The organism is Nocardia neocaledoniensis, assembly GCF_003182135.1.
In the GTDB taxonomy this organism is placed as follows: Bacteria; Actinomycetota; Actinomycetes; order Mycobacteriales; family Mycobacteriaceae; genus Nocardia; species Nocardia neocaledoniensis.
Genome location: NZ_QGTL01000001.1, coordinates 98,806 through 121,366, shown reverse-complemented (window position 1 = coordinate 121,366; position 22,561 = coordinate 98,806). Strand labels below are relative to the sequence as shown.

Genomic DNA, 22,561 nt, shown 5'->3' with positions numbered 1-22,561 from the left:
GCGGGCTCGGCGCTCAGTCGCTGAGGCGGTGGGTGCCGTCGCGGACGGTGCCGACGAACTCCTCGATCAGGTCCTCCAGCGCCACCACGCCGACGGTGTTGCCGCGACCGTCCACCACCCGGCCCAGGTGGGAGTTGGTGCGGCGCAGGCGGGCCAGCGCCTCGTAGAGGGTGGTGCCCGTGCTCACCGTCGGCAGCGGCCGGATGTCGGTGCGGGGGATCTGGGTGTCGGGTCCCGCGGTGTCGTCGGCCACCTTGTCGAGCACGTCCTTCACGTGCAGATAGCCGACCAGCGAGCCGTCGGCGGCCCGCACCGGGTACCGCGAGAAGCCGGTCTCGCCGACCGCCGCCTCGATGTCGCCGAGGGTGGTTCCGTTGCCGCGCAACGGCACCGAACGCGCCTGGGCCAGCGGCACCATCACGTCGCCGACGATGCGCTCGGAGGTGCCGAGCGCCTGGGTGAGCCTGCGGTGCTCCTCCTCGTCGAGCAGTCCCTCCGAGCGGGACTCGCCGATCATCTCGGCCAGTTCCACCGTCGACACCGTCGCCTCGAGCTCGTCCTTGGGCTCCACCCGCAGCATCCGCAGCGAGATGTTGGCCAGGAAGTTGTAGAGCGCGATCAGCGGGCGCGCGATCCGCAACCACACCAGGTGGACCGGCACCAGCAGCAGCGCCGAGCGTTCCGGCCCGGCCAGCGCGATGTTCTTCGGCACCATCTCGCCCAGCAGGATGTGCAGGATCACCACCAGCGACAGCGCCAGCGTGAACGACACCGGATGCAGCAGCTGATCGGGCATGCCGAGCGCGTGGAACGGCTGCTCGAGCAGATGCGCCACCGCGGGCTCGCCGACGCGGCCGAGCAGGATCGAACAGATGGTGATGCCGAGCTGGGCCGCCGCCAGCATGATCGAGAGGTTCTCGCCCGCCTCGATGACGGTCTCGGCCTTCCGCTTGCCCTGGGCGACAAGGGCTTCCAAGCGGTCGCGGCGCGCCGAGATCAGCGCGAACTCGGCGGCGACGAAGAACGCGTTCGCCGCCAGCAGCACGATGGTCAGCACGATGCCGAACAGATCACCCATGGTGGTGCTCCCGTGCCGCGAGGTGCTCGGCGTCGACCGGGATCAACCGCACCCGGTCGATGCGGCGGCCGTCCATCCGGTCGACCCGCGCGATCCAGCCGCCGCCGGTGCCGCGGGATTCGGGCAGCACCACTTCGTCGCCGGTGGCCGGGATCCGGCCCAGCTGGGTCAGCACGAGACCGCCCAGGGTCTCGTATTCGCCCTCGGGCGCTTCGTAGCCCGTCGCGCGCGACACCTCGTCGATGCGCAGCAGACCCGAGCAGTCCCAGCCGTCGGAGACCCGGCGGACATCGCGTTCCTCCTCGTCGTGCTCGTCGCGCACATCGCCGAGGATCTCCTCGATCAGATCCTCCATGGTGACCAGGCCCGCGGTGCCGCCGTATTCGTCGACGACCAGCGCCACCTGCATGCCGTCGGCGCGCACGCGCTCGAGCACTTCGTCGCCGTCGAGGCTGGCGGGCACGATCGGCACCGCCACCGCCAGCTTGCTCAGCGGGAGATGCTTGCGCAGGTGCGCCGGATGGGTGAACGCCTGCTTGACGTGCACCACGCCGAGCGAGTTGTCCAGGTCGCCGTCGATGACCGGGAACCGCGAGAAGCCGGTGCGGGCGGAGGCGGCGATGAGGTCGGCGATGGTGTCGTCGCGGTCGAGGGATTCGACCTTCACGCGCGGCGTCATCAGGTCTTCGGCGCTGCGCTCACCGAATTCCAGCGAACGGTCCATCACCTGCGCGGTGCGCTGGTCCATGGCGCCACGCAGCGCCGAGGTACGCACCAGCGAGCCGAGTTCCTGCGGGGAACGCGCCGAGCGCAGTTCCTCGGCGGGCTCGATGCCGAGCCTGCGCACGATCCAGTTGGCGGCGCCGTTGAGGAACCGGATCAGCCACTTGAACAGCGCGGAGAACCAGATCATCGGGCCCGCGGTGAGCCGGGCGGTCGACATGGGTTCGGCGATCGCGATGTTCTTGGGCACCAGCTCGCCGTAGATCATCGACAGCGAGGTGGCCAGCACCAGTGCCAGCGCGAGAGCCACGCCCTGCGCGGCGTTCGGGCCGAGCCCGATCGCGTCCAGCAGCGGCGCGATCAACCGGGCGAGCACCGGCTCGGCGATGAAGCCGGTGATCAGCGTGGTGATGGTGATGCCGAGCTGCGCGCCGGAGAGCTGGAACGACAGCGTGTTGTGGGCCTGCTTGACCAGCCGGGACCGCACGTCACCGGCGCGCGCGGCGGCCTCGACGGTGCTGCGTTCCAGGGCGGTGAGGGAGAACTCGGCGGCGACGAACAACGCCGTACCGAGGGTGAGAGCGACGAAACCGATCAGGCTGAGCACGGTCAGCACGTGAGACATCCTCAGCACCACCCGGACACGGCGGTGGGGACGGATCGAACGGACGCTGCGGAAAGGAGGATGCGAACGCCGGGTTTGTCACCCGGCTCCGTAGAGGAACCCTCCTGTGTGGCGCCCTTGGACGCGGGTGACAACTGGATCCTTTCGGTGGAAGAAGACATGCCGATACCGGCAACACCATAGTAATCGTTCCCCACCGATGATGCGTCAGCGGCGCGGTCCGGCCCGCGTGCGGGCCGGACCGGGGTGTTCACCAGCCGCTGGGCAGGGGGCGTCCTTCCGCGAATCCGGCGGCGGATTGCACACCGAGGACGGCGCGTTCGTGGAACTCCGGCAGCGAGCGGGCGCCCGCGTAGGTGCAGGAGCTGCGCACGCCCGAGCAGATGTGGTCGATGAGGTCCTCGACGCCGGGGCGCTCAGGGTCCAGGCGCATGCGCGAGCTGGAGATGCCCTCCTCGAACAGGGCCTTGCGGGCGCGGTCGAAGCCGCTGTCGGCGGCGGTGCGGGCGGCGACGGCGCGCTTGGAGGCCATGCCGAAGCTCTCCTTGTACTTGTTGCCGTCGCGGTCGACGCGCAGGTCGCCGGGGGACTCGTAGGTGCCGGCGAACCACGAACCGATCATCACGTTCGACGCGCCCGCCGCGAGCGCCAGGGCGACGTCGCGCGGGTGCCGCACGCCACCGTCGGCCCACACGTGCACGCCGAGTTCCTTGGCCGCCGCGGCGCATTCGGCCACCGCCGAGAACTGCGGCCGCCCGACGCCGGTCATCATGCGGGTGGTGCACATGGCGCCGGGACCCACACCCACCTTGATGATGGTCGCGCCGGCCTCGGCCAGGTCGCGGGTGCCCTCGGCCGAGACCACGTTGCCCGCGACCAGCGGCAGCCCGAGCCCGAGATCGGCCACGGTGCGCAGGGATTCGAGCATCTTGGTCTGGTGGCCGTGCGCGGTGTCGAGGACGAGCACGTCGGCGCCCGCCTCGGCCAGCGCCTTCGCCTTGGCCGCCACGTCACCGTTGATGCCGACCGCCGCCGCGATCCGCAGTTTGCCGTTCGCGTCCACGGCGGGGGTGTAGATGCCGGCGCGGATCGCGCCGGTGCGGGTCATGACGCCCGCGAGGGTGCCGTCGGTGTGGGTGAGCACGGCGAGCTGGGCATGCGATTCGGCCAGGCGGTCGAAGATCTCGCGCGGGGACAGGTCGACGGGTGCCTGCACGAAATCGGTGACGGCGACCTCGCGCAACCGCGCGAACCGGTCCACATCGGCGCAGGCTCCCTCGGTGACCACACCGACGGGCTTGCCGTCCTCGACCACGATCACCGCGCCGTGCGCGCGCTTGTGCATCAGCGCCACCGCGTCCGACACCGACTGGTCGGGATCGAGGGTGACGGGAGTGTCGGCGGTGAGCGAGCGGCTCTTCACGAACGCGATGGTGTCGGCGGCCGCGGGGATCGGCAGATCCTGGGGGAGCACCACGAGCCCACCGCGCCGGGCGACGGTCTCGGCCATCCGCTTGCCCGCGACGGCGGTCATGTTCGCGACCACGAGGGGGATGGTGGTGCCCGTCCCGTCGACGCTGGCCAGGTCCACATCGAACCTGGACGCGACATCCGTCCGGTTCGGGACGAGGAAGAGGTCGTCGTAGGTCAGGTCATACGGCGGCTGGGGTCCCGGAAGAAATCGCACTTGGTCGATGATAGCGCTGTGAGCGCCGCGGTGTGCGAGGCCTCAGCGCACGGTGTCGGGGTACGGCTCCGCCTGCGACCGGCACAGCCACACGGTGGTCACGCACAGCACGATCACACAGGCGATCACCACGATCAGGCCGAGGCCGCCGGTGCGGAACCGCTCGTCGAGGGCGGTGAGGCCGAGGAACGCCGCGGCCAGCGGTTCGGCCACCGTCGCCGCGGGCAGCGAGGCCACCAGCGGCCCCACCTGGTAGGCGCGTTGCTGCAGGGCGAACCCCAGCAGACCCGCGGCGACCAGCGCCCAGGTCTGCCATCCGGTGAGTACGGCGCCGAGGCCGTCGCCGAACAGCGCGACGACCCGGTCGGTGAGCGCGGCGGCCAGGCCGAACAGGCAGCCACCGGCGAGGCCGAGGGCCAGCGCCTGCTCGGCCGGATCAGCGCGTCGGAACCCGGCCGCGGTCGCCGCCGCCACGACGCCGAGCAGGATCGCCAGGGGCGCCAGCCAGTCGCGCAGCGGCGCGGTCTCGGCACCCGCGGTCGGATGGCCGACGACGAGGAACACCACCAGCGCGGTGACCAGGACCCCCGCGGTCGCCGCGGCCCGGCCGGTGACGCGCTGCCGGTTCAGCCGAGCGGCCAGCGGCAGGGCGAAGACCAGCGAGCACACCAGGATCGGCTGCACGAGCAGCACCGCGCCGAAGCCGAGGGCGAGCACCTGCATGCCGTAGCCGCCCACGTCCCCGACGATCGCCGCCCACCATCGCGGGCTGCGCATCAGCCCGCCGACCAGGGCCTCGCCCTGCGGCACCGCCGCGGCGGCCCGCTGCTGCGTCACCGAGGACACCGCGAACAGCAGCGCGGCCAGCAACGCGCACACGATCGCGAGGAGCGGACGATCCGTCACCTGTCCAGTGTGGCGGATCCGCGCGGCGCTGCCCATGGCGCCGGACCGCGTGTCCGTGCCGGTGCGCGGGGAGCTCGGCACGGCCGGGAGCGCGCGGCGAACCCGCGATCGCGGCGATCGGCCGCGTGGCCGGCGATCGAGCGTGCCTGCGGCCGTGCGCCGGCGACGCACCGGTGCGTTGCCCCCGACTCCGCGCCTGCGAGGGAGGAGTGGCTGGAAACGGCGCGTGGCCGAACCGTAATCGGTTCGGCCACGCGAGGTTTCAGGTGCTGCCGGAATTCAGTTTGCGGTGCGGTTGCGGTGGGTCGCCGAACCCGCCGGACGCGCGGCGCGACGACGCGAATTCGTCGGCGTGTCGCCGCTGCGGGCGTGTCCGCCCGCGCCCGCGGGCTTGCGGCCGCGCGACTCCCCGGATGGCCGGTCCCGGCGCGGGGCGCCGCCCCGGCTGTGACCCTGTGAAGCCTCGGAACCCGGTGCGCCACCGGACCTTCCGCGGCGCGGGCGACCGCCGCCGGGCGACTTGGGCGCGCTCTGGGCAGGCGCGGCGGGCGCGGCCAGTGCGATGCCGCTGGGCTTGCGGGCGCCGGTGATCTCCACCAGGTTCCGGTCACCGGGGCGCACGTCGACGCCGTCGGTCCGCACGCCCGCCTTGCGGGTCATCGCGGCGACGTCCTTGCGCTCCTCGTCGGTGACCAGGGTGACCACGACGCCGTCCTCCCCGGCGCGCGCGGTGCGCCCGGCGCGGTGCAGGTAGGCCTTGTGCTCGGCGGGCGGATCGAAGTGCACCACCAGCGAGACGCCGTCGATGTGGATGCCGCGCGCGGCGACATCGGTGGTGACCAGCACCGGCACCGAACCGTCGGCGAAGGCCGCCAGCGTCCGGGTGCGGTTGTTCTGCGCCTTGCCGCCGTGCAGCGAGCCCGCGGCGACACCGGCACCGCGCAGCTGCTTGGCCAGGCGGTCGGCGCCGTGCTTGGTGCGCACGAACATGATGGTCAGGCCCTCGCGCGCGGCGATCTCCGTGGCGACCGTGCGCTTGACGTTCTTGTCGCGCACGTACAGCAGATGGTGCGACATGGTGGTCACCGACGCCTCCGGCGGCGCGGTGGAATGGGTGACCGGCTGGTTCATGTAGCGCTTGACCAGCTTGTCGACGTCACCGTCGAGGGTGGCCGAGAACAGCAGGCGCTGACCGTCTTTCGGCGTGCGGTCCAGCAGCCGGGTCACCTGGGGCAGGAAGCCCATGTCGGCCATGTGGTCGGCCTCGTCGAGCGCGGTGATCGTCACGTCGGACAGGTCCGCGGCGCGCTGCTTGATCAGGTCGTCGAGGCGGCCGGGGGTGGCGATGAGCAGGTCGACACCGCGCGCGAGCCGGTCGGCCTGGCGCTTGATGGGCGCGCCGCCGACGACGGAGGCGACGCGCAGGCCGAGCGAGAGCGCGGCCTCGTCGAGGGCGCGCTCGATCTGGGTCGCCAGTTCGCGGGTGGGCACCAGGACCAGGCCGCGCGGACGGCCGGGCTTGGCGGAGGCGCCGGTGAGGCGGGTCAGCATCGGCAGGCCGAAGGCGAGGGTCTTGCCCGAGCCGGTCGGGCCGCGACCGAGCACGTCACGCCCGGCGAGCGCGTCGCCGATGGTGGCGGCCTGGATGGGGAAGGGCTTCTCGATGCCCGCGTTGCGCAGGGTCTGTACCAGGGCGACGGGCAGGCCGAGGTCGGCGAAGGTGGCGTCAGGACGCGTGGAGGAGGACAAAATGGCCTTTCGTTGGGCTGCGCATCGCGCTGGAAGATGACCGGCGCCGATGACCCGGAGCCGCGCACGGCGGGCCCGGGGTGCGGCCCAGCAGGAAGGACCGGTCTCCCAGGATAGGCGTCTTCGCGCTCGCGTGGGTAAACAGGCTGGTCAGCCCAGGGTTTGTACCGGTGGTTGTCTGGGTGGTCGGACAGGGCTCGGTAACGGCCGAGCCGGGCGGGGAAAGTGCCGGACGAGAACGACTGATCGGCAGGTCAGCCGTGGAACAGGCGGTTCAGCTCCTGCAGCCACGGCACCGCGACGGCGAGGGTCGGCACCACCAGGATCGCGGCAGAACCGAGGTAGGCGGCCGTGGCGACTCTCACGTCGCCGGTGCGTCCGGCCAGCCGCTGGATGCGGATCAGGGTGGTCGGCCCGCCCGCGGCGAGCGCGCCCTGCGGCGCGGTCGACTTCGCGCACGCGACGAGCGCCCGGGCCAGCGGTTTGGGGCCGGTGACCTTCACCGCGGAATCGTCGGCGAGCAGCTCGATGAGCAGTTTCACCGAGCCGAGGGCGGCCTTGCTGCGGACCACCCGGGGGAAGGCCTCGTGCACGGCGGTGAACGCCTCCAGCACCAGGTCGTGGCGGGCCCGCAGATGCGAGCGCTCGTGGCTCACGATCGCGGTGACCTCGGCGTCGGCGAGGTTGGTGAGGGTGCCTTCGCTGAGCACCACCCGCTGCCGCAGGCCGGGCAGGCAGTAGGCGATGGGTTCGGCGGCGGCGAGCACCCTGATGTCGGCGGCCCGGCGCACCGGGCCGCTCTGATCGAGCAGGTCGACCAGCATGCGGTGCCGGGACCTGCGGCGACGGGTGTGCACCCCCACGCGCACGATGGAGAACATCAAACGGGCGCCGACCATCAGGGTCAGGGCGAAGACCGTGACGTACACCGTCCACAGCGGCAGACCGAGCGCGTCGATCTCCTTGGTGGGGGAGGTGGTCGGCCTACCGTCGGGGCCGGGAACGAGCAGCAGGCTGGCGATGGCCAGCCCGGAGCCGAAGGCGCTGAGCACCGCGGCCAGGGCGATGGCCTGCCACAACACCAGCGCCGCGCGTGGCGTGCGGTGCACCCAGGTCGCGCGGCTGAGCAGTGCGGGCACCGGCCCTGCGAGAAGCAAGGCGAGACCTGCGAAGACTGCCGCGGTTGCGTTCATCGACTCTGCTCACTGCGTTGTGGGGCGAGGGGCGCTCACGTCGTTGTGAGAGCCGCCAGGAGTCTAGCTGCTCTGCTCGTCGGATTCGAGCTTGGCGAGGGCCTCCCGGAGGGCGTCGGCCTCGTCCTTGCCGACCTGTTCGACGAAGTGCACGAGCGCGGCGGCGCGGCTGCCCGCGGCGTCGGCCTGCTGCAACGCGTCGACCATCAAGCTCGCGACCAGTTCGTCACGGGTGTGCACCGGTGCGTATCGATGCGCGCGGTCATCGCGGCGCTGCACCACCAGATTCTTCTTCGCCAGTCGCTGCAGCACCGTCATGACCGTGGTGTACGCGAGCTCGCGCCGCGCGGCCAGTGCTTCGTGGACCTGCCGCACCGTCTGCGGTTCGTCGGCCGACCACAACTGGTCCATGACCGCTTTTTCGAGTTCGCCGAGTCCTGCCATTCCACAATTTTACGGACTCAACGACAAAGATGCGTACTACAGATTGTCGTAACGGGGGGTTTGCTGGTGTGTCATTCGTCATACCCGTCGGCGCCGTGCACGTGCCTGGTGCCGATCGGGACGATGAGCGGGCGCCCCGAGACCGGGTCGGTGAGCACGGTCGCCTCGAGCCCGAACACCTCGGCGAGCAGCTCGGCGGTGACGATCTCGGCGGGCTTGCCCTGCGCCACGATCCGGCCCTGCGCCATCACCACGAGCTCGTCGCTGTAGCGGATGGCGAGGTTGAGATCGTGCAGCACCATCACGACCGTGCGGCCGAGATCGGCGTGCAGGCGGTCGACGAGGTCGAGGACCTCGAGGCTGTGCGCGAGGTCGAGATAGGTGGTCGGCTCGTCGAGCAGCAGGATGTCGGTGCCCTGGGCCAGGGCCATCGAGATCCAGGCGCGCTGGCGCTGGCCGCCGGAGAGCTCGTCGAGGGTGCGGTCGGCCAGGTCGGCGATGCCGGTCTGGGCCAGCGCGGCCGCGACCTCGGTCTCGTCGTCGGCCGACCACTGCCGCAGCCAGGACTGGTGCGGGTGGCGGCCGCGGGCGACCAGGTCGGCGACGGTCAGGCCCTCCGGCGCCATCGGAGTCTGTGGGAGCATGCCGACGACCCTGGCCACGTCCTTGGTCTTCATCGTCGAGATGGCCTTGCCGTCGAGCACGACCTGGCCCGCGCGCGGGCGCAGCAGACGACCGAGCGACTTGAGCAGCGTGGACTTGCCGCAGCCGTTGGGCCCGATGACGGTGGTGACCACGCCGGGCGCGATGTCGAGGCTGAGCTCGTCGACGATCACCCGCTCGCCGTAGCCGAGGGAGACGCTGTCGGCGGCGAGGCGGTGGGCGGGGCTGGTCATGAGAGCGTGGCCTTCCGGTTCATGCGGACGAGCAGATAGAGCAGGAACGGTCCGCCGAGCGCGGCGGTGACGATACCGACCGGCAGCTCGACGGGCAGCAGCGTGCGCGAGACGATGTCGGCCCCGGCGACCAGCCCCGCGCCGGTGAGCGCGGACGCGATGAGCGGTTCGCCCGGCGTGCGCAGCGCCATCCGCGCGATCTGCGGCGCCGCCAGCGCCACGAAACCGACCGGCCCGACCGCCGCCGTCGCGACCGAGGCCGCCACCACCGACGCGCCGATCAGCAGCGCCTGCTGGGACTGGATCCGCACGCCGAGCACCCGCGTCGACTCCTCGCCGAGGCGCAGCGCCGCCAAGGTGCGGGCCGAGATCAGGGCCACCACGGTGACCACGGTGAGCGCGATCGCCGCGGGCACCACGCGCGCCGTGTCGGCGGCGGCGAGCGAGCCGTTGAGCCAGACCTGGGCCCTGGCGGCGTCGGTGAGGGTGGCCCGGGTCAGCAGCCAGCTGATCACCGACATGAGCACGGCGTTGACCCCGATGCCGATGAGCACGAGCCGGAACCCGGTGACACCCTGTTCCCCGGACCGGCCGCGTCCCCAGGCGAGCACATAGATGAGCACCGCGGTGAGCAGCCCGCCCAGCAGCGCGGCCAGCGGAGCGCCGACGGTCGCGATCAGCCCGGTGGTCACGCCACCGCTGCCGACCAGCACCGCGACCGCGCCCACGCTGGCGCCGGTGGTGATGCCGAGCACGTCCGGCCCGGCCAGGGGATTGTGCAGGATGGACTGCATCAGCGCGCCGGAGAGCCCGAGCGCGGCGCCGACCACCACGGCCGTGAGCGCGCGCGGCAGCCGGGATTCCATGATGATGAAGCGCTGCGATCGGGTGCCGCCGCCCCCGAGCACCTCGAGCACCCGGCCCAGCGGGATCCGGGTGTCGCCCACGGCGATGTCGAGGCAGAACAGGCCGAACACCAGCACCGCCAGTGCCAGGACCACGCCGAACAGCACAGGCCGCAGGACCAGCGACACCGGTCCCACCCGCAGCGCCGGTCGCACCCGGGCCAGGGTCTCCCCGGGCGGGTCGGTCTCGATCGTGCTCACAGACTCACCAACTTCTTGCGGCGTACGAGCGCGATGAAGAACGGGGCGCCGATCGCGGCCAGCATCACCCCGACCTGCAGCTCGCCCGGCCGGGCGACCACCCGTCCGGCGATGTCGGCCACCAGCAGCAACAGCCCGCCCAGCAGCGCCGAGTACGGGATCAGCCACCGATTGTCCGGTCCGGTGATCGTGCGCGCGAGATGGGGCACCACCAGACCCAGGAACGCGATCGGCCCGACCGCGGCGGTGGCCGCGCCGCTGAGCAGCACGATCGCGAACAGGCCGAAGGCGCGCGCCCGGCCCAGATCGACGCCGAGCCCGCGCGCGACGTCGTCACCGAGGCCGAGCAGGTTCAGGTTCGGCGCGGCCGCGACCGCCATCGCCATGCCGACGACGAGGAACGGCAGCACCTGCCAGAACACGTCGGCCTCGCGGCCGTTCACGGTGCCCACCACCCAGAAGCGGTAGGTGTCGAGGGCCGCGTTGTCGAGCACGACCACCGCGTTCGTCATGGCCTGCAGAAACGCGGTCAGGGCGGCGCCGGCGAGCACCAGGCTCAGCGGGCTGGCCTTGCCGCCGCCGATCGAGGACACGCCGAACACGACGACGCCCGCGATCGCCGATCCGGCGAAGGCGAACCAGATGTACTGGCTGGGCATCGTGAAGCCGAACAGATAGATGCTCAGCGCGGCCAGGAAGCCGGCACCGGCATTGAGTCCCAACAAACCGGCATCAGCGAGCGGATTCCGGGTATACCCCTGGATGAGCGCGCCCGCGCTGCCCAGCGCCATGCCGGTGATCAGGGCCAGTGCGGTGCGCGGTAGACGCAGCTCACGCACGATTTCCTCGGCGGTGGAGCCGGCCGCGCAGCGGAACGGGCCGCCGTCGCAGCCGAGAGCGTGCACGACGGCGTCTAGCACCGTGGTGGGTGCGAGCGAGCGGGTGCCGATGGCGACACTCGCGAGCACCGCCACGGCGAGCAGTACCGCGAGCAGAAGAAGCCCGGTCAGACGACGGCGTCTGACACTGCCAGGGTGGATCACGGCGACGAACTTCTCCTGCCTCGATACCGGACACGACTTGTGAAGTCTGGTAAGCCTAACCTATGTTTCGTGACATCATCGTCACGGGAGCCCCACCGTCCGAGGAGGTTCGATGCCCGAGCCCGTCACCACCACCGCCATGACCCGCACCACCGCCGCGTTCGACCGCGCGTGCGCCAGGTTGCAATCGCTGCAACCCGAACATCCGCGGGTCTATGCCGTGGCGGCGATGGCAGGTCAGGGCAAACGTCGCTGGTGGCACGTCCCCAACGGCCTGTCCGAGGGCCGCGTCGAACTCATGTACCGCAGGCACGCCGCGGAGATGATCAACGACGACATCGCCGCCGAGGTGGTCGCGACCGCGCTCATCCACGCCGTCGTCGGCCGGGTGACCGCCCTGTTCGTGCTCGACGCGCAGGCCTGGGATCCGGGCCGCGACAACCTGTGGATCCATCACGACAACGACGGCGGCATCGACTGGGCGGGCTTGTCCGACACCACGATTCGCGTCGTCGACGGTGATCCCGACGCCGCCGAACCCGGCACGCTCGCGCTGCCGTGCGAGGCCGCGATGGCGGTCTGGCTGGCCCAGCGGTGCGCCTCGGCGCTGATCCCGTTGCAGTCGGTGCTCACCCGCTGCTCCGGACTGCCCGCGCGCCGGTTCTGGTCGCTGGTCGGCGAATCCGTCATCGGCGCCGCGACCTATGTGCCCGACCTGGCCCGCGTCGACGGCGCCGCCGGGGCCCGTCGCGGCCAGCTGCTGCTCGGCGCGCTCACCGATCGCGGTCTCCCGGTCCGGCGCACCGGCTGCCTGCAACGCTAGGACGCCGGCGCGGGCACGTCCCGGCCCAGCGCCGCGGCGAGCTCGCGGAACGACCACACCAGCAGGTCGCCGTAGTGGTCCGGGTCCGGCATCATCGCGGCATCGGTCGTCACGGCGATCACGATCTCGTCGCCCTGTGAGGTGATCAGATGGCGCAGGCCGTCGCCGTCGAGGATCGGCAGCGAACCCACCACGCGCCGGATCGGCCGACCGAGGAAGACCAGGCTGTCGGTCACCGGCGGCACATTGCTGATGGTGGTGTTGCACAGCGGCACCGTCGCCGCGTCGTCGAAACGCCGCTGCGCCCTTGCCCATCCGGCGGCACGCAACAGCAGCGCGGGCGCCGTCTCGACCCGCCGATCGCCGCGCAACACAACCGGGTTCGCGGTGCGCTCCTTGGCCCGGCTCGCCGATCGCTTGATCGCCGCGAGCCGCTCGGCCGGGTCGGCGAGGTCGGTGTGCAGGTCGACGATCATCTGGGTGAGCTGATTGGCCGAATCCCAGTCGGCGACACCGCGCATCGACATCGGGACCATCGCGGCCAGGGAGCCGTCCGGGGTCTCGCCGCGTTCGGCGAGGTAGGCCGCGAGCGCGCCGGCGATCGTCGTCAGCATCAGGTCGTTGACGGTGACCCGGTACGGCGCCGCGGCTTTGGCGGCCAGCACCTCGGCCATCGGGATCGGTAGCAGGTGAAAGATCAACGCGGCGTGGACGTCCCGGTTGAACCGGGTCGCCGGGCGCAGCGCGACCGGTTCGTGGATCGTGCCCGCCTCCACCAGTTCCCGCAGCTCTTCGCCCGCCGCCGCGGCGCGGCGCAACCCGCCGACGAAGCGAAGGGGCGCGGCGAGGAACGCGCCGGTCGTCCGCACGGCGGCGTGCAGCGACGACGCCGGGTCGAGCCGGATCGCCGGCGCGGGATCGGTCCCGAACAGCTTGCTCTCGAGCGCACGGGTCGCCATGCCGTCTCCGGCACTGTGATGGAACTTGAGCACGATGACCGTGGCCGGGCCAGGCAGGGAGGGCACGCCGTCGACGCCGTCGAGGACATGGATCTCCCACGGCGGCCGGGTGAGATCCATCCGCGCCGCGGTGATCTCGGCGATCCGGGCACGCGCCGCCGCCCACGATCCGTCGCCGGGCCGGTCCAGGACGACGTGTTCGCGCACCGACAGTCCGGGGTCGGGCACCCACGAGGGCAGATCCAGGTCCAGCGGCGCCCGCCGCAGGGTCCGATGGAACAGGGCCGCGTGGCCGATGCTCGCGCGCGCCCAGTCCAGCACCTCGTCGCGGGTCAGCGGCTCCCGCCCCGACGCGTCGGCGATGTACACCGCGACCACGTTGGACAGGTGCCGGTCGGTCTCGTCGTAGACGAACACCGCGTCCCGCGGGTCCAGCCGCTCGGCGCCGACCCGGAGTTCGGCGCTCATATGCCGAGCGCCGTCGCCATCATCGGCCACGAGGCGTGCAGATCGTCCTCCCAGTAGCCCCACGAATGGGTGCCCGTCGGGCGGATGTTGTAGGTGATGTTCGTGCGGCCGAGTTCTCGCGTACGCTGCGCCAGATTCGCCGTGCAATACGCCGTCGCGGCCTCGATGCCGCCGCCGACGAGCATTTGATTCGTCAGAATGGAATTCGGATTCTTGCCGTTGATGTGCACCCGCGGATTCGACAAAGTGTCGTGCGGTCCCGGCAATCCGGTGCCCGCGGAAATATAGATCGGAACATCGGGCAAACGATGAGCTTGCACATAGGGGTCGTGCTCGCGCCAGGCGGCGTCGGTGGCCGGACCCCACATGTTCTCGACGTCGCCGCCGCCCATTCGCACGACCAGCGAGACGAACGCACGGCCGATCGGGTCGCTGGTCATCGCGCAGCCGCTGTAGGCGGAGACGCTGCGGTACAGCTCGGGCGCCTGGATCGCCAGATCCAGCACCGAGGTGCCCGCCATCGAGATGCCGGCCAGCGAGTTCACCCCGTTGGTGCCGAAGGTCGCGTCGATCACCGGCGGCAGCTCGCGGGTGAGGAACGTCGTCCACATGTTGTTGCCGTTGTTCTCGAGGTTCTTCGCCAGTCCGGCGTCGGGCCGCTGCCAGTCGGTGTAGTAACTGAACGCCCCCTCCATCGGGATGACGACGTTGACGTGCTTGTCCGCGAAGAACCCGCCCGCGTCGGTCTGCCCGGGCCAGTTGGCCGAATCCTCGCCGCCGCCCGCGCCGTTGAGCAGGTAGAGCGTCGGCGCCGGGGTCGCCGTATCGGTGGGCCGCAGGACTCGCAGCTTGATCGTGCGATCCATGGCGGGGGAGTACACGGTGATGTCGACGACCTGGCCGGACTGCGTCTGGCTCACCAGCCGGGCGCCGGGAGCGGCCGACGCGTGCGCGCCGTCGACGAACACGGGGGCCGAGGCGACGGCCAGGACGCAGACGGCCGACATGATGCCGCGGAGCATTTCGTTCTTCATGGTGGTGCGAGCCTGCTGACTTCTCGGGCGGGAACGGGGGCCGGCCGGACCACGGCCGACCCCCGGTCGCGCTGACCTACGTGCGCTGGGATTACTTGCCCGGGGTGGGCGTGCCGCCGCTGAGGCTGATCAGCGCCTGCACGAAGGGCAGCGCCGCGTTGCTGAGGCTGCCCGCGCCGGTCTCCAGCAGTTCGTAGAGGGAACCCATGTCTAACTCCTGATGGTGATGAGGTGGATCAGGCCCGGAATCGGGCCGAGGTGCCGTCGAGCACCGGGTCTACGGGAAGAAGGCCTCCACCGACCCCAGGAAGGCGGCGAGCAGGCCGTCGCCTTCGGCCGCGGAACCCAAGCCCGCGATCGCCGCCATCATCAGCTCGGTCAACGAACCCATGGTCTAACTCCTTGCTTGTCGAACACCGGCACAGTCCGATCACTACTGTGACGCCGGTAACATATCGCGTCCGCCACGGATGTGGCAAACGTGTGTTTCACTCAGTGAACAGGCTGGTCAGCCGCCGATGGGCGTGCCGCCACTGAGGGAGATCAGTGCCTGGACGAACGGCAGGGCGCCGTCGCCGAGGCTGGCCATGCCGGTCGCGAACATTTCGTAGAGCGATCCCACTTTTACTCCTTGGGGACGGGTGAATCAGCGTTTCGGCCGAATTCGAGGGGTGGTCGGCGGATTGAACTACGGGAAGAACGATTCGAGCGAGCCCAGGAAGGTCTCGAGCAGGAGGTCGCCCTGGTTCGCGGACGCCATTCCGCCCAGGATGCCGAGTAGTAGCTCATCGAACGAGCCCATGTTGTGTCTCCTTGCGCTTTTTCCGGAAGCAGTCATCACGATCGTGTAGCTGATGTGATGCCGGTAACGTAGCGCCGCCTCAGGAGAGTGGCAACCAGATGTTTCACTCACTCTGATTCGTTCATTTTTTTCTTTCCCGATGGAAGCTACTCGCCCGTTGCCGCCGCGTGTGACGGGACTACGTGTGACCTGTGGTTACTGCGACTGTCTGGTACGGCAAACCCGCCCGCAGGTGGTGAACGCGTGCGTTCGCGATGAGTCTGTCAATGGGTCTTGATATTCGGTCATAGCGTTCTGATCTGGGAACTTGCGTGGACATTCCTCGGGTTCGGTGCGTGAGGGGGTGGTGCACTTCGGAGCGTCCCGGCGCCCGTTGGGTCGTCACGACGGCGTGGCGCAGCGGGGTTCGCACTCCCTCGCTCGAAGTTCGCCCGACTCGTTGGATCGAGGGTCGGAGCGTGCTGAGAAATCCTCTTTATTCGTGGACGAAAATGATTCGAAATGATGCACAGGGGCTATGAATCTGCCGCGTTCCGGGCGGTGGAGTGTCCTGGGAAAACGAGTCAGGGGCGGACCTTCCGGTCCGCCCCCGACTGCGTGTGGCGCGTTTTACTTACCCGGCGTCGGCGTTCCGCCGCTGACCGTGATGAGCGCCTGAATGAAAGGCAGGACGGCCTCGCTGAGGCTGCTCGCGCCGGTCTGCATCAATTCGTAGAGAGATCCCATGTGCTTGCTCCTGGGGGGTGAGTGGCCTCGAACTCATCGACGAGTTCGAAGGGTGTCCGTGGTGGGTGAGGCGATTTACGGGAAGAAAGCCTCGACCGAGCCGAGGAAGACTGCCAGCAGGCCGTCACCCTCGACCGCGGAACCCAAGCCCGCGATAGCGGCCATCATTATCTCGGTCAGCGAACCCATGGTGAATCTCCTTGCATGATTGATGAACACCCGGCCGGAAAAGAGAATTCATCGGCCGCGGTGCGGATCACAATCAGATCTCTGTTGTGATGTGGGTAACGTAGCCCCGCTCATTTCCCCCGGCAAGGAAATCGCCCGATCGGCGCAATTCGGTCCGGCATCCTTCCCGGTGGAAGTACCAGCCGGTGTTGGTGTTCGTCACAACGGAGCGCGCCGTGACCTGTACGGATGTCCAGTCGCGTCAGCGCGACGGCGAACGCTCGCGTTCGCCGTCGGGAATGTCAATGCCCCTGGAGGTTGCTGCGCGGGTCAGGCCGGTATCGGCGCGGTCGGGCCGAAGGGGCCGTAGGTCTCGCCGCCGATGCGAGCGGCTTCATTGATGTAGTGCGCCAGTGCTTCTCGAGACCGCGACAGTGTCTCGAGCTGATCGTCCAGGCGCCGCAAGCGGGTTCGCATGGCCGTCAGCAGCTCGGGGCAGCCGAGGAGTTCGGGTGCCTCCCCGATCGCGCAGGGGAGCAGGTAGGCGATGTCGTCGGTGGACAGTCCGGCGTCGAGGAGATGGCGGATCTGCCGCACCTTGACGACATCGGCCTGGTCGTAGACCCGGTACCCGGCGGTGGTGCGGTGCGGTTCCAGCAGGCCCTGTGCTTCGTAGTACCGCAGCTGGTGCGCCTTGACCCCGCTCAGCCGGCTCAGTTCGCCGATGCGCACGGTTTCTCCTTGACCTTCATACCGGTGTGAACGTTGATGATGCTGCCATGTCCTCTTCTTCGACGAATTCTGATGTGACGGTGATCGGCCTGGGGCTCATGGGCGGCGCGCTGGCCGACGCCCTGCTGGCGGCCGGTCATCGGGTCACCGTGTGGAACCGAACTCCCGGCAAGGCGGCCGATCTGGTGTCCCGGGGAGCGCTGCTCGCCGACTCGGCCGACGCGGCGGTCACGGCGAGTCCGGTGACGCTCGCGTGCGTCTCCGACTACACCGCGTTGCGGCAGGTGCTCGACCCCGGCGCCCTCGACGGTCGTGTCCTGGTGAACCTCACCTCGGGCGACTCGGCGCAGGCCCGCGACACCGCCCGCTGGGTCGAGCGACCCGGAGCGGTCTATCTCGACGGCGCGATCATGGCGGTGCCTCCGGTCATCGGCACCCCCGAAGCGGTGATCCTGGTGAGTGGGCCACAGGCCGCCTTCGACACCCACCGCGCTCTGCTCGACGCGCTCGGTACCGCGACGTATCTCGGTGCGGACCAAGGGCTTTCGGCGCTGTACGACGTCGCGGGGTTGAGCATGATGTGGAGTGTGCTGAACGGCTGGCTGCAGGGCGTCGCGCTGCTGCGCACCGCCGGAGTCGACGCGTCGGTGTTCACGCCGTTCGCGACGCTCATGGCGCAGGGGACCGCGGGCTGGCTGGACGGCTACGCCGAGCAGGTCGACAGCAGGAAGTTCCCGCCCGACGACGCGACCCTGGCCACTCACGCGGGCGGCCTCGCCCATCTCGTCGAGGAGAGTGAGCGGCTCGGTGTGAACGCCGAACTCCCCAGGGTCTTCGCCGCACTGGTGGACCGCGCGGTCGCGGCGGGGCAGGAGGGCGAGAGTTACGCCGCATTGATCGACCAGTTCGCCCGGCCGTCCCGGTCGGCCTGACGAACCGGGCGGCACCCACCCTCCGGTGGTTCGACCGCCGCAGCGGAGTTCGGTCGTCGCGGCGCCGCTCCGCTGGGTTTGGCTGTCAGGCGCGCCGCGGCGACGACGAGCGTGGCTTCGCACGAGGCAGCGCAGGGGTCGCAGCACGATCGGCACGGAATGCTCAGGGCCGCAACGGCTCCCGGCCGGTGACGATCATCAGCAGTTCCGCGGCGGTCCCAATGACGGGTGACCCGGACCCCGCGGTCCAGCCGGTGTCGATCGCGGTGAGCGCGTAGCCGGCCAGGCGGCGCCGCGCGTGGAACGGCGCGCCCATCGTCCACACCCGTTCCAGCGACCACTGCGCCGCCTCGACCGGCATCACCCGGTCGAGGCCGAGGGGAACCGCGATGTCCTGGCCGTGCACCAGCAGGTCCATGAGCCGGTCGGTCGGGGTGGTGCCGATCGGGATCGCCCGCGAGTCGATGGTCGACCGCAGCTCGGCCAGCAGGTCGGCGGTCGGTGTCCGGTCGGCGAGCCGGACCGCGGTGTCGTGGATGAGCCGATCGGTGTTCCCCCTGGCGCGGAGCAGCTCGAGCAGCAGCGATCCCAGGGTCACCCTGGTGGCGATCACCAGGTGCGCCACCACATCCCGTACCCGCCAGCCGTCACAGAGCGAGGCGGTGTCCCAGGCCGATTCCGGCAGGTCGGCGAGCAGGTCGGCGAGGGTGGTCCGTTCCTCGGCCACCGCCCGCCAGACGCGGTCGGCGGTGACGTGCTGTTCGGTCATCGTGGTCTCCTTCACGTGGTCGTCGTGGGTACCGTAGGAACTCCACCGAGGTGGAGGTGCCAGCGACTGTGACCGACAGCACACGATGGACGATCGGCGAGCTCGCCGCGCGCACGGGCGTCGCGGTGCGCACGATCCGGTTCTATTGCGACGAAGGCCTGCTCGATGTCGGCCGCACCTCCGCCGGGCATCGGGTCTTCGATCCGGCCGCGGTGGACCGGCTCCTGTTGCTGCGGCGGCTGCGGTCCTTCGGCATCGGTCTGGCGGCCATCGGCGACGTGCTGGCGGGCGCCCGCTCGGTCGCGGAGGTCGTCGCGGCCGAGCGGGCCGCGCTCGATCTGGAGCTGGACGCGCTGGCGCGGCGCCGTTCCCTGCTGCGTGCCGTCGAAGAGGGCGCCCCGGAGCAGCTGAATCGTCTCGCCGCCGTGGCGGATCCGACGGTGGCCCGGACGGCGCTCGCGATCTTCTGGCGCCGTCTGCTCGCCCCGCTGCCGTCGGAGGTGATCGACGATTTCGTCGACATGAACGTCCCGGAACCGGCCGCCGACGCCGACCCCGAGAAGGTGCTCGCCTACGCGGAACTCGTTGCCGCCGTGGCAGATCCGTACTTCGGACCGGCCATGTCCGCCACCATCCGGCATCGCGGCACCCCCGGCGTCCGTGACCACCGCCGCCTGCTCCTCGACGTGGCCGACGCGTGCCTCGTCGCGGCGCCGCTGGTGGCCGCCGGTCGCGCGCCCGCGCCGGGACCCGCGCTCGATCGCTACGTCGAGGTCCACGCCGCGGCGCGCGATCGCGCCGACACCCCGTCCTTTCGTCGGCAGCTCCTGGCCGACGCCGGGGGAGTCGAGCCCGCGCGGCGTTACTGGCGGCTCACCGCGACCATCGCCGGCGACGCCGTGACCTCCGGCGCCGCGCACCTGTGGCTGTTCGACGCGCTCACCGTGTCGGCGAAAAGCGAAGGGGAGGCCGATGATCCGGCCTCCCCTGACTCACCGTGGCGAACTCACGGAACCACTTCGACGATGTCGCCCGGCTCCAGCCAGTCGTAGTGGGCCTTGGCGCCCTCGGGCGTCAGCCGGATGCAGCCGTGCGACTGCTCCTCGGTGGGCCCGATGTGATAAGCGATGTCGCCGTTGAAGAACACGGCGTACTCCATCGGGGCGTTGTGCAGGGTGCTCCAGTGGAACGGCTTCTTGAACGCCACCTTGAAGACGCCGGGCGGGGTCTCGTAACCGGGACGGCCGTGCGACATCGGGGTCGGCCCGAAGGTCACCTTGCCGTTGTCCATCAGCCAGGCGTTGTTGGTCGACAGCTGCAGGCAGGCCCTGGCCTTCTCGCTGCACGGTGCGACGACCGGCTCCGGCTCCGGCGCCGGGATGATGGCGGGGACGCCGGGAACATCGGGGCCGCCGGGCCACAGCGGTTCGGCCTGGACCGGCGCCGCGACGGCCGCGCCTGCCACGGCCGCGCACATCGCCGCCTGCGCGGCCCAGCGGGGGATACGACTACTACTCACGAAATCTTGCCTCTCTCGCCGCGCCCACCCCTGGCCGTCGTGCGCCCAGATCGTGAGCTTTCAACATCGACACAAGCCTCGGAACATAGAGGTAGCAGTGATCATGGAGTATTGCGATCCTGTTGAGCAAGCCCATCGCGACACGACGCTTGACCACTTAGGTAAGCCTGACCTATGCTCAATGTGGCGTATGGATGAGCCGGTGGTCCCGAGGGCTGCGGTCGACCCCCTCATTCCTGCCGCGGCGGGCCCGTCTCCGGACGGGTCCGCCGCATCGTCTCGTACCGGTCGGTCGGCGATGGTGTAAACCGGAACGCATGAGCGAAACCGCACAGTGGCGTGACGTCACGGCCGAGCAGATGACCAAGATGAGCGAAGGCACCTTCACCGACCTCATCGGGCTGCGCTACACCGAGGTCACCGCCGACCGGGTGCGCGGCGAATGGAAGGTGCGCCCGCAGCTGTTCCAGCCCGCGGGCATCCAGAACGGCGGCGTCTACTGCACCATCATCGAGACGCTGGCCAGCGTCGGCGGCAGCGTCTGGTTCGGTGACCGCGGCACCGTCGTCGGCGTCAACAACAACACCGACTTCCTGCGTGCCGTCAGCGACGGCGTCCTCACCGGCGAGGCCACCCCCATCCACCGCGGCCGCAGCCAGCAGCTGTGGGTCGTCGTGATCACCGACGCCGACGGCCGCACCATCGCCCGCGGCCAGGTCCGCCTCCAGAACCTCACCGCCGCCTGACTCCACGACGCTGAGCTCCACTCGCCGGCAGCCGACCGGCCGCCGGGTCATGCGAAGGCGACCGATCGCGTGCACCATGTCACCGCCGTCCGTCCGGCGGCGGCGCAGGGTCCTGGCTCACACGGAGCGCGCGCGGCGACGGTGACTGGCAGGATTTCGCCAAGTGTGGCGAGTGTGGCGGGTCGCGATGGTAGTCGCGATCGGTGCGGGTGGGTGGAAGTCCCACTCGACTACGCGGATCCGGGCGGCCGGGTCATCCAGGTCGCGATCTCACGGACCGAGGCGACGGGCGACCGCCTGGGGTCGGTGCTGTTCCTCCCCGGCGGACCGGGGCAGTCCGGGCTGTGGATGGCCAACGAGGCCACGGCGACACAGATCGCGCGGCGATTCGATCGGATCGGCATCGATCCGCGCGGAATCGGTGCCTCCCGGCCCGCCTTGTCGTGTCGTACCGCGCGCGAGATCGATGCCTGGCGAGCGCTGCCGCCCTCGGCGAACACCCCGGCGGGAATCGCTACCACCGAAGCCGAGTTCCGCGACTGCGCCGAGCTCTGCGCGCGGAACAACGGCACCGACCTGCTGGCGCATCTGGGCACCAGGGAAGCCGCACAGGACCCCCAGATCGCCGGGTTCCAGCATGCTTTCGATTCCTTCGCGACACACTGCGCCTGGGTGCGGTCCGAATGCGCCTTGGGCTATGACGAATACCTGGCTTCCGATGCGCTGCGGGAGTTGCTGGAGCCGTTGCTCACCGCCCCGGCGCCGACGACGGACCCGCGTGGCCTGAGCTACTCCGACGCGGTGGAAGCGGTGCTGTTCTCGCTGTATCACCAGAACGGGTGGGACGACCTCGCCACCGGACTGGCCGAACTGCGCGCGGGCCGGGGCGACACGCTGCTGTGGCTCGCCGACTGGTCGTGGGGCCGCCGCGAGGACGGCACCTACCCTCGCTCGTCCGACGCCCACGCCGCGATCCGCTGCGTCGACGGACCCCCGACGCACGATCGCGAGGCCGTCGCCCGGCTCGACGTCGACTACCGCCGTGCCGCGCCCTTTCTCGACGACGGGCGCGGCACCGGTGCGGCGCCGAAGGATCTGTGTGCGTTCTGGCCGGTCCCCAACACTCTGGAACCGCACCCGCTGTCGATCCCGGGACTTCCGCGCACCGTGGTGGTCTCGACGACCGGCGACCCGGCCACGCCCCACGAGGAGGGCATCGCCCTGGCCCGCCGGCTCGGCGCGGTCCTGCTCACCTATCGCGGCAATCAGCACACGGTCGCCTTCCAGGGGAACCGCTGTGTCGACTACGCGGTGGCCAGGTATCTGATCGACCTGGTCCCACCGCCGGACGAGTTCGTCTGCTGACGGTGCCGCACCACCGGCCGAACGGCCGCGCGGTCATCGCGGGCAGCGGCGACGACACAGCGGGGCTG

Annotated in this window: 20 protein-coding genes; 5 read left to right on the top strand and 15 right to left on the bottom strand. The window is 70.4% G+C overall.

The window, feature by feature from the left end:
• Positions 1 to 13 precede the first annotated feature (13 nt).
• The 10 genes from DFR69_RS00540 to DFR69_RS00495 all read right to left on the bottom strand — a co-directional run bounded on the left by DFR69_RS00540 (position 14) and on the right by DFR69_RS00495 (position 11,381).
• Positions 14 to 1,078 (bottom strand): hemolysin family protein, encoded by a 1,065-nt coding sequence (locus tag DFR69_RS00540; protein ID WP_110035417.1) that lies wholly within the window; start codon positions 1,076 to 1,078, stop codon positions 14 to 16.
• The gene (locus tag DFR69_RS00535) at positions 1,071 to 2,426 is read right to left on the bottom strand and encodes a hemolysin family protein (protein ID WP_110036046.1); all 1,356 of its coding nucleotides are present in this window, start codon (positions 2,424 to 2,426) and stop codon (positions 1,071 to 1,073) included. The genes DFR69_RS00540 and DFR69_RS00535 overlap by 8 nt, the downstream gene beginning before the upstream one ends.
• A 250-nt stretch (positions 2,427 to 2,676) precedes the next feature.
• The gene (locus DFR69_RS00530) at positions 2,677 to 4,113 is read right to left on the bottom strand and encodes a GuaB1 family IMP dehydrogenase-related protein (protein ID WP_110035416.1); all 1,437 of its coding nucleotides are present in this window, start codon (positions 4,111 to 4,113) and stop codon (positions 2,677 to 2,679) included.
• A 42-nt stretch (positions 4,114 to 4,155) separates the two neighbouring features.
• Positions 4,156 to 5,019 (bottom strand): DMT family transporter, encoded by an 864-nt coding sequence (locus DFR69_RS00525; RefSeq protein WP_244198015.1) that lies wholly within the window; start codon positions 5,017 to 5,019, stop codon positions 4,156 to 4,158.
• Positions 5,020 to 5,298: 279 nt separating this feature from the next.
• Positions 5,299 to 6,768, bottom strand: coding sequence for a DEAD/DEAH box helicase (locus DFR69_RS00520; RefSeq protein WP_110035415.1), 1,470 nt, complete (start codon positions 6,766 to 6,768; stop codon positions 5,299 to 5,301).
• Positions 6,769 to 7,022: 254 nt separating this feature from the next.
• Positions 7,023 to 7,961 carry a M56 family metallopeptidase gene (locus DFR69_RS00515; protein WP_110035414.1) on the bottom strand — a complete coding sequence of 313 codons (939 nt, stop codon included), beginning with the start codon at positions 7,959 to 7,961 and terminating at the stop codon, positions 7,023 to 7,025.
• A 63-nt stretch (positions 7,962 to 8,024) separates the two neighbouring features.
• Entirely contained in the window at positions 8,025 to 8,405 is a 381-nt protein-coding gene (locus DFR69_RS00510; RefSeq protein WP_110035413.1) for a BlaI/MecI/CopY family transcriptional regulator, read from the bottom strand.
• 71 nt (positions 8,406 to 8,476) lie between these two features.
• Positions 8,477 to 9,301, bottom strand: a complete 825-nt coding sequence (locus DFR69_RS00505) for an ABC transporter ATP-binding protein (protein WP_110035412.1) — start codon at positions 9,299 to 9,301, stop codon at positions 8,477 to 8,479.
• A complete protein-coding gene (locus tag DFR69_RS00500) occupies positions 9,298 to 10,407 on the bottom strand; it encodes a FecCD family ABC transporter permease (protein WP_110035411.1) in 1,110 nt (369 codons plus the stop codon). Before DFR69_RS00500 ends, DFR69_RS00505 begins: the two co-directional genes overlap by 4 nt.
• Positions 10,404 to 11,381, bottom strand: coding sequence for a FecCD family ABC transporter permease (locus tag DFR69_RS00495; RefSeq protein ID WP_244198014.1), 978 nt, complete (start codon positions 11,379 to 11,381; stop codon positions 10,404 to 10,406). Before DFR69_RS00495 ends, DFR69_RS00500 begins: the two co-directional genes overlap by 4 nt.
• 181 nt (positions 11,382 to 11,562) lie before the next feature.
• Here DFR69_RS00495 and DFR69_RS00490 point away from each other — a divergent pair, with 181 nt between their 5' ends.
• Complete coding sequence (locus DFR69_RS00490) at positions 11,563 to 12,273, top strand: hypothetical protein (protein WP_110035409.1); 711 nt, start codon at positions 11,563 to 11,565, stop codon at positions 12,271 to 12,273.
• On the opposite strand, the gene DFR69_RS00485 is transcribed toward DFR69_RS00490, so the two are convergent.
• The 3 genes from DFR69_RS00485 to DFR69_RS00475 form a co-directional block, all read right to left on the bottom strand.
• Positions 12,270 to 13,700 carry a wax ester/triacylglycerol synthase family O-acyltransferase gene (locus DFR69_RS00485; protein WP_110035408.1) on the bottom strand — a complete coding sequence of 477 codons (1,431 nt, stop codon included), beginning with the start codon at positions 13,698 to 13,700 and terminating at the stop codon, positions 12,270 to 12,272. The two genes, DFR69_RS00490 and DFR69_RS00485, sit on opposite strands and share 4 nt — an antisense overlap.
• Complete coding sequence (locus DFR69_RS00480; RefSeq protein ID WP_244198013.1) at positions 13,697 to 14,734, bottom strand: alpha/beta hydrolase; 1,038 nt, start codon at positions 14,732 to 14,734, stop codon at positions 13,697 to 13,699. The genes DFR69_RS00485 and DFR69_RS00480 overlap by 4 nt, the downstream gene beginning before the upstream one ends.
• A gap of 2,026 nt (positions 14,735 to 16,760) precedes the next feature.
• Complete coding sequence (locus DFR69_RS00475) at positions 16,761 to 17,162, bottom strand: MerR family transcriptional regulator (protein WP_110035407.1); 402 nt, start codon at positions 17,160 to 17,162, stop codon at positions 16,761 to 16,763.
• A 47-nt stretch (positions 17,163 to 17,209) separates the two neighbouring features.
• Here DFR69_RS00475 and DFR69_RS00470 point away from each other — a divergent pair, with 47 nt between their 5' ends.
• On the top strand, positions 17,210 to 18,094 hold the full coding sequence (locus tag DFR69_RS00470) for an NAD(P)-dependent oxidoreductase (protein WP_110035406.1): 885 nt from the start codon (positions 17,210 to 17,212) through the stop codon (positions 18,092 to 18,094).
• Between the two features lie 163 nt (positions 18,095 to 18,257).
• Here the strand turns inward: DFR69_RS00470 and DFR69_RS00465 are convergent, their stop codons facing one another.
• Positions 18,258 to 18,863: a maleylpyruvate isomerase family mycothiol-dependent enzyme gene (locus DFR69_RS00465; RefSeq protein ID WP_110036043.1), complete on the bottom strand. Its 606-nt coding sequence runs from the start codon at positions 18,861 to 18,863 to the stop codon at positions 18,258 to 18,260.
• A 68-nt stretch (positions 18,864 to 18,931) separates the two neighbouring features.
• Here DFR69_RS00465 and DFR69_RS00460 point away from each other — a divergent pair, with 68 nt between their 5' ends.
• Positions 18,932 to 19,915, top strand: a complete 984-nt coding sequence (locus DFR69_RS00460) for a MerR family transcriptional regulator (protein WP_110035405.1) — start codon at positions 18,932 to 18,934, stop codon at positions 19,913 to 19,915.
• On the opposite strand, the gene DFR69_RS00455 is transcribed toward DFR69_RS00460, so the two are convergent.
• Positions 19,870 to 20,382 (bottom strand): L,D-transpeptidase, encoded by a 513-nt coding sequence (locus tag DFR69_RS00455; RefSeq protein WP_244198012.1) that lies wholly within the window; start codon positions 20,380 to 20,382, stop codon positions 19,870 to 19,872. The two genes, DFR69_RS00460 and DFR69_RS00455, sit on opposite strands and share 46 nt — an antisense overlap.
• Positions 20,383 to 20,699: 317 nt before the next feature.
• Between DFR69_RS00455 and DFR69_RS00450 the strand changes: the two genes are divergently transcribed.
• Positions 20,700 to 21,128, top strand: a complete 429-nt coding sequence (locus tag DFR69_RS00450; protein WP_110035403.1) for a PaaI family thioesterase — start codon at positions 20,700 to 20,702, stop codon at positions 21,126 to 21,128.
• Positions 21,129 to 21,341: 213 nt separating this feature from the next.
• Complete coding sequence (locus DFR69_RS00445) at positions 21,342 to 22,493, top strand: alpha/beta hydrolase (RefSeq protein WP_167456119.1); 1,152 nt, start codon at positions 21,342 to 21,344, stop codon at positions 22,491 to 22,493.
• The last annotated feature ends 68 nt before the right edge of the window (positions 22,494 to 22,561 follow it).

Bases quoted from the DNA above. Each gene is read 5' to 3' on its own strand.
- DFR69_RS00540 (WP_110035417.1), bottom strand. From the start codon at position 1,078: ATGGGTGATCTGTTCGGCATCGTGCTGACCATCGTGCTGCTGGCGGCG.
- DFR69_RS00535 (WP_110036046.1), bottom strand. From the start codon at position 2,426: ATGTCTCACGTGCTGACCGTGCTCAGCCTGATCGGTTTCGTCGCTCTC.
- DFR69_RS00515 (WP_110035414.1), bottom strand. From the start codon at position 7,961: ATGAACGCAACCGCGGCAGTCTTCGCAGGTCTCGCCTTGCTTCTCGCA.
- DFR69_RS00510 (WP_110035413.1), bottom strand. From the start codon at position 8,405: ATGGCAGGACTCGGCGAACTCGAAAAAGCGGTCATGGACCAGTTGTGG.
- DFR69_RS00505 (WP_110035412.1), bottom strand. From the start codon at position 9,301: ATGACCAGCCCCGCCCACCGCCTCGCCGCCGACAGCGTCTCCCTCGGC.
- DFR69_RS00490 (WP_110035409.1), top strand. From the start codon at position 11,563: ATGCCCGAGCCCGTCACCACCACCGCCATGACCCGCACCACCGCCGCG.
- DFR69_RS00485 (WP_110035408.1), bottom strand. From the start codon at position 13,700: ATGAGCGCCGAACTCCGGGTCGGCGCCGAGCGGCTGGACCCGCGGGAC.
- DFR69_RS00480 (WP_244198013.1), bottom strand. From the start codon at position 14,734: ATGAAGAACGAAATGCTCCGCGGCATCATGTCGGCCGTCTGCGTCCTG.
- DFR69_RS00470 (WP_110035406.1), top strand. From the start codon at position 17,210: ATGTCCTCTTCTTCGACGAATTCTGATGTGACGGTGATCGGCCTGGGG.
- DFR69_RS00465 (WP_110036043.1), bottom strand. From the start codon at position 18,863: ATGACCGAACAGCACGTCACCGCCGACCGCGTCTGGCGGGCGGTGGCC.
- DFR69_RS00450 (WP_110035403.1), top strand. From the start codon at position 20,700: ATGAGCGAAACCGCACAGTGGCGTGACGTCACGGCCGAGCAGATGACC.